This is a genomic window from Pelatocladus sp. BLCC-F211 (assembly GCF_041928655.1).
Taxonomy (GTDB): Bacteria; Cyanobacteriota; Cyanobacteriia; order Cyanobacteriales; family Nostocaceae; genus Pelatocladus.
Genome location: NZ_JBHFLM010000121.1, coordinates 1 through 11,056, shown reverse-complemented (window position 1 = coordinate 11,056; position 11,056 = coordinate 1). Strand labels below are relative to the sequence as shown.

The following is an 11,056-nucleotide window of genomic DNA, read 5'->3' as shown; positions in this document are numbered from 1 at the left end:
GACAAGCCGCAGAAATTGCATTCCAAATTATCTTTCCACAATTAGTGTTGTTACTTCTTTTACAAGACATTGAACGTCTGAGAAACTTGGCACTTAGTAATGGAATTGACATTCAAATTTCCAGGTGCAAGATATAAGTTAATCTTTAATTTTCAATCAAACACATACTTTTCTGCGACTTTCCAGTAACGAGAAAAGCGCTTGAGGTCTATGTAACCGTCATAATCAAAAAACGGCTCCAATTCAAAAATTTCTAAATCCACAAAACGCTCTATTTGCTGACAAATACTTTCAAACCTGGGACTAGGGCTATCTACTGTCACTACTTGCGTGGCATTATGTGAGTTAGCAAAAGCCAGAACCTCTTGAGCAACATCGCCACGCCGGATAATTACAGGTAACTCTAGCAAGCATTCGTAAATAAAAGCGATGCGTTTGAGACTAATTTGCCATTCCTCTAGTAAAGCATCATCCCAAACCCAGATAGCAGGTGCATCTGGATATTCTTGTAATGCTGGATTGTGTGGACTCAAGCAATCCCCATGTACCCAAATAACAGGTTTACTCATACAATTTAAATTCAATCCAAGTCAAATGTTAATTGGTAGCTAGAGTTTATCAGTGTATACAATAGGTGTAAAACCCAGTCTTTTCAAAAAGTTTAATCGCCCATGACCATTTCACGCCGCCATTATCACATCACTACTTTCGGTTGCCAGATGAATAAAGCTGACTCAGAGCGGATGGCTGGTATTTTAGAAGACATGGGCTTTGAGTGGTCAGAAGATCCGAATCAGGCAGATGTGATACTCTACAACACCTGTACTATACGAGATAATGCAGAGCAAAAAGTATATTCTTATCTAGGTAGACAAGCAAAGCGCAAGCACGAACAACCGGATTTAACACTAGTTGTTGCTGGTTGTGTTGCTCAACAGGAAGGAGAAGCCCTACTGCGACGAGTACCAGAATTAGATTTAGTCATGGGGCCGCAACATGCTAATCGTCTGAAAGATTTATTGCAACAGGTATTTGACGGCAATCAGATTGTGGCCACAGAACCAATTCATATTATTGAGGATATTACCAAGCCACGGCGAGATAGTAAGGTTACGGCTTGGGTGAATGTAATTTATGGCTGTAACGAACGCTGCACTTACTGTGTAGTTCCGAGTGTCCGGGGTGTGGAACAATCTCGGACACCAGAAGCAATTCGCGCCGAAATAGAGGAACTAGGACGTCAGGGTTATAAGGAAATCACACTCTTGGGTCAAAATATTGACGCCTACGGACGGGATTTACCAGGAGTGACACCAGAAGGTCGTCATCAGCATACATTTACAGATTTGCTGTACTATGTTCATGATGTTCCGGGTGTGGAACGAATCAGATTTGCTACTAGTCACCCCCGTTATTTTACTGAGCGTTTGATTCGAGCTTGTGCAGAATTGCCAAAAGTCTGCGAACACTTCCACATCCCATTTCAATCTGGGGATAATGAAGTTTTAAAACGCATGGCACGCGGTTACACTCATGAGAAATACCGTCGGATTATCAACACAATCCGTGAGTATATGCCAGATGCGGCGATTAGCGCTGATGCAATTGTTGGTTTCCCAACAGAAACAGAAGCACAGTTTGAAAATACTCTCAAGTTAGTCGAAGATATTGGTTTTGACCAGTTGAACACTGCTGCTTATTCCCCTCGTCCGGGAACACCGGCCGCAGTGTGGGAAAATCAACTTAGTGAAGAAGTGAAAAGCGATCGCCTACAAAGATTAAACCATTTAGTGGGGATTAAAGCCGCCGAGCGATCGCAACGTTATATGGGACGCTTAGAAGAAGTTTTGGTAGAAGACCAAAACCCCAAAGACAAAACCCAAGTCATGGGACGCACCCGCACCAACCGCCTAACTTTCTTTACTGGTGACATTAACGAACTCAAAGGAAAATTAGTGAAGGTCAAAATCACTGAAGTTCGCGCTTTTAGTTTAACGGGTGAACCAGTTGAAGTCCGGGAAATGGCATCAGTTTGAATGTCTGTGCAGTCTCTTGCATGAATATTTGAAATACCTCCATTGAAGGTGTAACCCAAAAAAACAAGTCTTCTTAGTGTCTTAGTGTCTTGGTGTTTCAATGAAATTTATTTAAACACCCTTCGGGTTCGCCAGTCCCCCATCGTGACGGGAACCGCCAAGACGGGGGCTGGTCTCACCAAGACACCAAGACACAAAGCAGAATTAAGCTATAACGGGGTTTTGAGGATTTATGCAAAAGGTCTACTAGCTTGAAACAGCTTCGCCCCGGCGATAAATTTCGCGTGCATAATCAGTCCAAACCCCTTGTCCCCAGTAACGGAAACAACTTGTTTGCAACAACAAGTTATATAACAAAGCTGCTTGATAATCTGGGCTTTTTGTTACTGAAGGATCTTGCTGCACTAATGAGTCATATTTTTCATGAAACATGATGCTGAGTTTCTTCATCGGGTCTAAAACATTTTCATAGCCTTCCACCCAACTTAAATCATTAGTCCAAGAAGCACCATCCATATGGAATTGATGGTCTGTTGATTTTAATTCTGCGATTATCTGTTCTACAATTTCTGGTGTTGCCTGATCTGGATTGACTCGCTGCCAAATTTTATGCTGATGCACAGCCTGACAAGTTGGGTAATCTCCAGGATTAACACCTGCTGCTTCAATTAGTTCAAGATATTCTGTACCATTGAGTGCAACCACACCTGCATAATTATTACCTGCATCGCGGATTTCATGATAAACCCTAAAGAAATCGCGCGGATATTCGTTCATCATCACGCCGCCATTTTCCCCATCGGCGATTTGGGTAACTAAAGAGGGGATTGTGATATTGCCAATTTGTTGCTTACCCCTACCCTTGGCTTCAAAATAAGGTTGCATCTGAGCAACTAATTTAGTATCCGAACCTTGAGTTTTAATTAATGCTGTAATGCTGATAGTTTCACCATGAGAATTACGGGCAATCAAACAGTTAGGAATATATTTATCTTCGTGTTTTAAGGCAGAACCATCAAGATTTTCCAGTGAATGTTCTTGCACCATTAACCAGCGATAGCCGCATTCTTTTAAGGCTTTGATGTATTCAAATAGAGTATCTGGATGATTGGGTAAATGCATTTCTGGAGGAGAAAAACCCTTAACGCGCTTGAGGGCATCGTAACCAAAAATAGCTGCAAAGTGATGTTGCCACGCTTGGATGTGCAGTTTAATATCAGGAATAGGTGTGGAAGGGACTACGGCATGACTCCACATCGTTCCTAACCACTCTACATAAGGCTGATATTGAGGGTAACAAGTTATACGCTTGAGATTGTTCAAGATATCATCGCGCCCCATTTGACGCAAACCCCACAGCAAATTACCTGAATAATCAAGCATAATTCGAGGGTTGCAGCCTTCACTAATCAGCTGCGGGATAAATTCTCCCATGCGGCTGTAACACCATGCAAAAGGCTCGGCATTATGGTTATCTCCATTATTTGGGTGTTCAAACATATACTGGAGATTACTGATAATTTCACCGTTCGCACCTGCGGGGATACTTGGTTGATGCATGTGTAGAGCGCAAGCAAATCCCGCAATGATATTTTCTAATTGAATATTAGTTGTATTTAAATATACTGGTTCATTTTGTTTAACTATTGACTGAATATCTGCTTCCCAACCGCAGATATTCGGCAACCCTGACCTTAATTCTGCCAATGCGGGTAGATTGAAGGATGGTGCTGTAGCAGTCATTTGTCATTTGTCCTACTCTACGAGAAGTCGCTTGCGCGTCTATGTTACTTGTCATTGGGAAGGTTTTGTAACTCGCGTTCAATTTATTCCCGCAGACTTACTAATTCTTTAATCATTGTGACTGACTAAATATCGTTTCTCCGAATCCAGTAACAATTCACAGTCAAATTTGTTTGTTTGAAACAATTGGTATACAGTCTTATTACTGGGAGATAAAACCAGCAAGCAAAAGGGGTAATAGCAGCAGGACAGACACAATCAACAACAAAGTTCCCGGATCAATCTTAATTTGTGGGTCACGCATTGTTTTGTTAATGAAAGAAGTATATGTACTCTGTTTAAATTATATTAAGTAGTGGCGTGTCTAGACTAAAATAGTGCATTAAGAGTAGGTTGGGTTGACGTATCGCACACCTTGAATGATTGACGGTGCGTTGCGCTGCGCGACAACACACCCTACATTTAAATTTATTAACATAAACCACGTCTACTTTGAGAACTGTATTTTTGTAGGTTGGGTGTAGCGACAGCGAAACCCAACATTATAGTCTGGTTAATGTTGGGTTACACTCCGTTCCACCCAACCTACATAATGTCCATTTTGAAAAACTCCTCTTTTCAAAATGGACGAGGTTTAGCTAGAAATATTAGCAACAAGTTACTTAAATACTGAAACTTTCATGTCTATTCAAATCTACGGAATTCCTAATTGTGGAACTTGCAAAAAGGCTTTGAAGTGGCTACAAGAAAATGGTATGGATTATGAATTTATTAATACGAAAGACCATCAACCTAGCCGTGAGATGATCCAAGCATGGGTAAAATCTTTAGGTTCGCAACCGATGCGAAATACTTCCGGTCATTCTTATCGATCGCTTGGTGATCAGAAGAAAAATTGGACAGATGAAGAGTGGGTAGAAGCATTTAGCAAAGATGCAATGTTGCTCAAGCGTCCTTTATTTATTAAAGACAAAACGGCTGTATTAGTGGGTTTTAAGGATCAAGATGAAGTGATTAAAGAAAAATTGGGTTTACAGCACTAAGAATATAACTACACAATCTATTCAGTTTTGTAGGTTGGGTGTAGCGACAGCGAAACCCAACATTATAGTCTGGTTAATGTTGGGTTACACTCCGTTCCACCCAACCTACATAATGTCCTTTTTCAAAAACTCCTCTTTTCAAGATGGACGAGGTATAACTACACAATCTATTCAGTTGAGAATAAATTAAAGGGTAAAAGGAAAAAGATTTTTCAACCTCTTTAACCTTTACCCTTTACCTAGCTGTATCTACTAAGCATTTTTAGCTTTAAGTCAGAGAATATCTCTTTGCTGTCTATTAGTTTCATCCAAAGGTAAATTACCTTCAGTTTGAATATCTAATTCTTCACGACGAACTGTTTCTTGAGCTTCAACTACATCTCTATCAACAACTTTCTTCACCCGGACTTCTTCGCGTACAAAAGCTTCTTTTTGGATTTCGGGTGTTTCTTCGTAGAGTTCTATGCGTGCTACTTCCCCTGCTTGGAATTGAGTATCATCGGGACTAACTGCAACACCTTCTGCGGTAGCTGGAACACGCTCAATTACAACTCTTTCTTTCTCAATTGGAACTGAAACAGTCGCAGTTTCTGTTTCAATATGCTTACCAACGGTAACTTCTCCGGTTTTGATGCGGTTTTTGTTAGCTATTAAGCGTTCTTCATACAATTTGAATGTTTGGTGGTTTTGCTCATTCAAATTATATAAAGATGCATCGTTTTGATAATTGTAGCTATCGCGATCGTAAGTTAAATTTTGTTCTGGACGATAATTCCTGCGTACCTGTTCTTCATAATCATAATCGACAGTCATGTCATCTTTATACGCAGGTAAAGTTTCTACTTGCTGTTTGCTTAAGCCATCAACATAAACACGTTGTTGACTATAATCTATGCGAGAAAGACCTATTGGTAATAAGATTCTTTTGCTATGAAAATCTGATTCAGTTTCAATGACTAAATAACGAAAACGTCCATCTGGATCTACTAGCGCATCTGTAACTGTACCAATTTTATTTCCACTTTGAGTATAGAGGGGTAAACCTTTAATATCATCACCGCCAAAGGTATCTCGGTAACTAGGGTCAAAGTCTTCAAGCTTGTAAAGAGGCATAATAAAATTACCTATGAAATCATCTATAGTCTTACCTTAAAGAATTAGTTAGTTTTTTCCCTCTGGCTTGCGACTGAATTATCTTATTTATTAACTTTCAAAAAATCCATACTTAGTACCCGAAACAGTATGATTTTTAAGTTGCAAATGGATTATTATTAATAATAGTATCTATCTATGGTTAGATTAAACAAAGATTTGAAATTAGTGTTACTTTTAGTGAACTAAACTCTATTGCTTTTGAGCTAATTCTTAATTTTTTGTTCACATGTCGAATCACTCTTGGTTAACGCAGGTAAAAAAATACCGAGCGATCGCAGTTATCCGCGCTTCAAAATTAGAACTTGGACGCCAGATGGCTTTGGCTATGGCATCTGGAGGTATAAAATTTATCGAAATCACCTGGAATAGTGCTAACGCTTATGAGTTAATTAGCAAACTCCGTTCAGAATTACCTAATAGTATAATTGGTACTGGCACATTGTTAAATTTAGAACATATTTATCAAGCAATATCCGCAGGAGCGCAATTTCTGTTTACACCCCATGTTGATCCAATGATCATCCAAGCAGCAGTTGCGGAAAATATACCGATCATTCCCGGCGCGCTTTCTCCCACAGAAATCGTTACGGCTTGGAATCATGGTGCAACTTGTGTGAAGGTGTTTCCCGTACAGGCTGTAGGTGGAGCAAGCTATATCAAAAGTTTACAAGGGCCACTAGGTCATATTCCTTTGATTCCTACAGGCGGCGTGACTTTAAAAAATGCCCAAGAATTTTTACAAGCAGGAGCGATCGCAGTAGGTTTGAGTAGTGAGTTATTTCCTAAACAATTTGTAGAAACTGAAAATTGGCAAGCAATATCTCAGCAAGCAAAAACTTTAGTCAATACTTGTTTAATCAGAGATTGATTAGTAACAATTAGGATGACTGTATGAGCCAATAATTTTAATTATTGGCTGACTTTCCCTTGTGAGTAAAATTACATAAATTGAATTTTTCAACAATTGCTCATTTTTATTGTCTTTTGCTAGTTACGAATTGGAACATCTGCTATAGGATGAAATTAGGAAAACTTACGCCTCTTGCAGCAAAAGCGAAAAATCATTAGAGAAAACTAAAATTTTCCTAAACAATGGCATTATGGTCTAATCATCATGGAAAAGACATCTTCTTCCAGTTGGGTGCATGTTCTCAAAGTACTCATAGTTGCTACAGCGCTATGTTTAAGTGTTTTTAGTACCCCTTCACAAGGAGTTTTGAAACAATCAAAAAGAAGTACAATTAGGCAAGCAATCACGAACCTCAAACAATCTCAACGACGCTGGATACAAATTGATTTGTCTGAACAAAGATTGATTGCTTGGGAAGGTAAAAAGCCTGTTTACAAAGTGATTGTATCTACAGGAAAGAAATCTACACCGACTCGTACTGGTGTTTTTCGGATTCAAACTAAACTGAGAAAAACTCGGATGCGGGGTAGAGGTTACAACGTTCCTAACGTGCCACATACGATGTACTATAAGGGGGGCTATGCTATTCATGGAGCCTATTGGCATCGAAGATTTGGTACACCAGTTAGCCACGGCTGCATAAATTTACCACCGAAACATGCTAGATGGGTATACAGATGGGCATCGGTAGGTACGCCAGTTGTTGTACAAAGATAATAATTTATTAGCTTTAAAAGGGGTATAGGGGTTTAAGGGTATAGGGGTGCAAGAATAGTTATATTTTTATTTACTCTGGTGGTTAGTTGTTAATAGTTGGTAGTCTTTCCAAATAACTAACTACCAACAACAAACACATTACTTTGGGCATTTTCTGCGAGTTAACAGATTAAGATAATGGGAAACTGGATTGGTAGTAGTTGGGTCGCTTGGTTAACAACTGTTTTAGCATCTGTAGGGATTTTGTGTGGAGCTGCTTTTACTTCTTCCGATTCCAAGACAAAGACAACTCTTTCACATTTTTCCTATCGTATATTTGATCGCAACTCTATTAACGAAGCTGATATCTGGAAGGACTTACGCCCTCCTCGCAAAATCGAAATTGATTTGTCAAAACAGCGCCTGTATGCTTGGGAAGGAAGCCAACTTGTGTATTCTATGCGAGTTTCCACAGGTAAGCGTTCGACTCCTACAAAAAAGGGTAAGTTTTTGGTTGGCTCGAAGCATCGCTATGCCAGAATGCGAGGACCGGGCTATGATATTTCTGGTGTTCCCTATACTATGTATTTTTACGAAGGCTATGCCATTCATGGTGCTTTTTGGCATAGTAATTTTGGTACACCAGTTAGCCATGGTTGTGTGAATTTACCAGTCAAAGAAGCTCGTAAGCTTTTCAAGTGGGCTGATGTGGGGACGGAGGTTGTAGTGCATAAATGAAGAATACAAAATCTAAACCTTTGTCGTTAGATCACAAGTTTGTGTCGTTAGATCCCTATAGTATTTAGTTCACTACGCATGGCGATCGCCTCTACAGCAAATTATCAAATATTTAAATCCAAAAGAGCCAGACGAATTTGCTCCATACGCCTACGGTTGACTCCGAGATCCGATTCTCCCACGCGAGATGCTGAACGCAGATGAATTACTGACTCATTGGGAGGAAAATAAAACTCTACATCATCAACAAATTTGAAGATGCGGCTTTTAGAAAGAGCATGAATATAATCATCTGTCTGTTCTATCACCTCAGTACGAGGAACAACGCTGAGAACTTTTAGTAAAGTTTCTCGTGCTGTGTTGCGATCTACATGATAAGCTATTGGGTCAATGGCGTGTTTAGAGTCAGCATCTTGACTTACAACACAGTTGTTGGAAGCTGGACAAGAACTAAGATGACTATTGGCGACTCCCAAGCTAGAAGCATAAGCCCAAGTAGCAGCAGGAAGTATTGACAGGCTTAGGAATATTACAAGGGCGAGACTCCACAGGAGTCTCTGTGCAAACTCTGTTAGCAGACGGAACATGATAAATTCACTCCTCAATTAATAGCACTTTCCTTATAATAAGTAGCGTCACCTCCAAAAAACACAATTTGCGCGAAAGGGTAGGTGTTTTTCTGAACATATCAAAAATATTGGCTGAAACCATTAATATGACTGGATTTGAACCTTGTTGTACGTATAATGAGGTTTGCGGCATCGCCAAAAAGCTTGCTATAACTAGATTTGAAGGATTTTTTCTGGGTCATCACTTGACACCCCAACGCCTGAAAAGCTATATTGACTCCAGGTCTGCACCACTGAACCTTGAAAACCAAATACAGCAAGGCTTCCAGAATGAGCAGTTGCAACTTCAATTAATCCCTATTAGGGATTGAAACTTAATTAATATCTAACTTAAGGCTTGTGTCCATGGGTTGCAACTTCAATTAATCCCTATTAGGGATTGAAACGACTGAATTCCAATAGTAGCATTCTGCACAACACGGTTGCAACTTCAATTAATCCCTATTAGGGATTGAAACAACAAAATCGTCCGAATCGTAGACACCGAACTTGATAGTTGCAACTTCAATTAATCCCTATTAGGGATTGAAACATTAGCAGGGACTCAACACCATTGTAACTGCGTTGCAACTTCAATTAATCCCTATTAGGGATTGAAACATCACACACCCCTAATCAAAATTTATCGGTTTGTTGCAACTTCAATTAATCCCTATTAGGGATTGAAACTTAGAATCAAGGGATTCACTCTTTAATCTAAGTTGTTGCAACTTCAATTAATCCCTATTAGGGATTGAAACTTAGACTCTACGCATACACCAAGAGCCGGAAAAAGTGTTGCAACTTCAATTAATCCCTATTAGGGATTGAAACCATTCGGAATTAGGATATCTAATCTCCCACTTGTTGCAACTTCAATTAATCCCTATTAGGGATTGAAACAGTAGACGCATAAATAAGGCAATAGAAAAAATATTGGGTTGCAACTTCAATTAATCCCTATTAGGGATTGAAACAAAGTTACCTGTGAATAGAAAGTATGGTGGTATCGTTGCAACTTCAATTAATCCCTATTAGGGATTGAAACCCGACTTTGCGATCGCCCATAATCGCTTTTTCTGAGGTTGCAACTTCAATTAATCCCTATTAGGGATTGAAACATCCACAATTTTATCTGCGGTGTCTTTTAAAATTTGTGTTGCAACTTCAATTAATCCCTATTAGGGATTGAAACCAGTAGGGGATGCGTATCTAGGAGCAGCGCAAGGTTGCAACTTCAATTAATCCCTATTAGGGATTGAAACAGCACCTAGAACCCATTGAATTGTTAATCCATTAAGTTGCAACTTCAATTAATCCCTATTAGGGATTGAAACAAGGCAGCTGAGTATCAGGGGAAAAATATAGATGGTTGGAACTTCAACTAATCCCAATACTGCTCGGTTAAGGATTTTTCGTCATATTTTTGGGGTTGTAGAGACGCGATATATCGCGTCTCTACAAGATTTAAATGTCAATTGATTTGTCTTATCCGAGCAGTATTGCAACTAATCCCTCTTAGGGATTAAAGCTACGCCATCGCTCCCTAAAACAGATATTTCTGGCAAGAATAAGACCAAAATCACATACTTGTCTGTCCTAAATCACAATTTTTTATCTGGAAAACTTCTGTAAAAACTTGGAGATTTATATAGAGGTAGACAGTATACAGTTGTGTGCAATAAACCTCAAATATGACTTTATACACAATTAAGTTCCAGGAATATCAATGATCAACCGTATTTTGGATTTGATTTTTATAGATTCCTTTGCCTTTGTTATTAATACGATGTTTGGTAAATTGCTTAAAAGTAAAATATGCAATTATGCGAGTGACGGACAAGATAAACACTGTATTGAAGATGAAGAAAATACAGAGCAGGCTAATGATGAAGGATTTGCAGAAAATTTTTATTTTTAATAGATAAAATATGACTAATTAGTTGCAACATATCTGAAGATAGACTAAAGAGCAATACGGTTCAGTTAAGGCTAAAAACTAAAACTAGCGTAGGTTGGGGAGCCAGTGCGTTGCGGGGGTCCCAAGAGTTGTAGCACCTGGCGTTTGAGGAACGTAGACGCGCCCTGCGCGGCTGATCGCAGAGTAATATAACCCAACATTATCAA

At 39.3% G+C, this 11,056-nt stretch carries 10 protein-coding genes and 1 CRISPR repeat array; of the genes, 6 read left to right on the top strand and 4 right to left on the bottom strand.

The features are described from left to right. Positions 1-152: 152 nt before the first annotated feature. Positions 153-569 (bottom strand): hypothetical protein, encoded by a 417-nt coding sequence (locus ACE1AT_RS14690; protein WP_374869516.1) that lies wholly within the window; start codon positions 567-569, stop codon positions 153-155. Between the two features lie 102 nt (positions 570-671). Here ACE1AT_RS14690 and miaB point away from each other — a divergent pair, with 102 nt between their 5' ends. Continuing rightward, positions 672-2,036, top strand: a complete 1,365-nt coding sequence (gene miaB / locus ACE1AT_RS14685; RefSeq protein ID WP_374869514.1) for a tRNA (N6-isopentenyl adenosine(37)-C2)-methylthiotransferase MiaB — start codon at positions 672-674, stop codon at positions 2,034-2,036. 246 nt (positions 2,037-2,282) lie between these two features. On the opposite strand, the gene ACE1AT_RS14680 is transcribed toward miaB, so the two are convergent. Beyond that, the gene (locus tag ACE1AT_RS14680; RefSeq protein ID WP_374869512.1) at positions 2,283-3,779 is read right to left on the bottom strand and encodes a glycosyl hydrolase family 57; all 1,497 of its coding nucleotides are present in this window, start codon (positions 3,777-3,779) and stop codon (positions 2,283-2,285) included. 680 nt (positions 3,780-4,459) lie between these two features. Between ACE1AT_RS14680 and ACE1AT_RS14675 the strand changes: the two genes are divergently transcribed. Beyond that, entirely contained in the window at positions 4,460-4,822 is a 363-nt protein-coding gene (locus ACE1AT_RS14675) for a Spx/MgsR family RNA polymerase-binding regulatory protein (protein ID WP_374869510.1), read from the top strand. 273 nt (positions 4,823-5,095) lie between these two features. Here ACE1AT_RS14675 and ACE1AT_RS14670 read toward each other — a convergent pair whose 3' ends face one another. Beyond that, a complete protein-coding gene (locus ACE1AT_RS14670) occupies positions 5,096-5,935 on the bottom strand; it encodes a DUF2382 domain-containing protein (RefSeq protein ID WP_374869508.1) in 840 nt (279 codons plus the stop codon). A 268-nt stretch (positions 5,936-6,203) separates the two neighbouring features. Between ACE1AT_RS14670 and ACE1AT_RS14665 the strand changes: the two genes are divergently transcribed. The 3 genes from ACE1AT_RS14665 (at position 6,204) to ACE1AT_RS14655 (ending at position 8,321) form a co-directional block, all read left to right on the top strand. Continuing rightward, positions 6,204-6,845, top strand: coding sequence for a bifunctional 4-hydroxy-2-oxoglutarate aldolase/2-dehydro-3-deoxy-phosphogluconate aldolase (locus ACE1AT_RS14665; RefSeq protein WP_374869506.1), 642 nt, complete (start codon positions 6,204-6,206; stop codon positions 6,843-6,845). A gap of 246 nt (positions 6,846-7,091) precedes the next feature. Continuing rightward, positions 7,092-7,604 (top strand): L,D-transpeptidase, encoded by a 513-nt coding sequence (locus ACE1AT_RS14660; protein WP_374869504.1) that lies wholly within the window; start codon positions 7,092-7,094, stop codon positions 7,602-7,604. Positions 7,605-7,781: 177 nt separating this feature from the next. Further along, the gene (locus ACE1AT_RS14655) at positions 7,782-8,321 is read left to right on the top strand and encodes a L,D-transpeptidase (RefSeq protein WP_374869502.1); all 540 of its coding nucleotides are present in this window, start codon (positions 7,782-7,784) and stop codon (positions 8,319-8,321) included. Between the two features lie 104 nt (positions 8,322-8,425). Here the strand turns inward: ACE1AT_RS14655 and ACE1AT_RS14650 are convergent, their stop codons facing one another. Then, positions 8,426-8,908 (bottom strand): DUF1499 domain-containing protein, encoded by a 483-nt coding sequence (locus tag ACE1AT_RS14650; RefSeq protein WP_374869500.1) that lies wholly within the window; start codon positions 8,906-8,908, stop codon positions 8,426-8,428. 319 nt (positions 8,909-9,227) lie between these two features. Then, positions 9,228-10,266: direct repeats of the CRISPR family, unit length 37 nt; unit sequence GTTGCAACTTCAATTAATCCCTATTAGGGATTGAAAC. A gap of 392 nt (positions 10,267-10,658) precedes the next feature. Between ACE1AT_RS14650 and ACE1AT_RS14645 the strand changes: the two genes are divergently transcribed. Next, complete coding sequence (locus ACE1AT_RS14645) at positions 10,659-10,850, top strand: hypothetical protein (protein WP_374869498.1); 192 nt, start codon at positions 10,659-10,661, stop codon at positions 10,848-10,850. Positions 10,851-11,056: the final 206 nt, after the last annotated feature.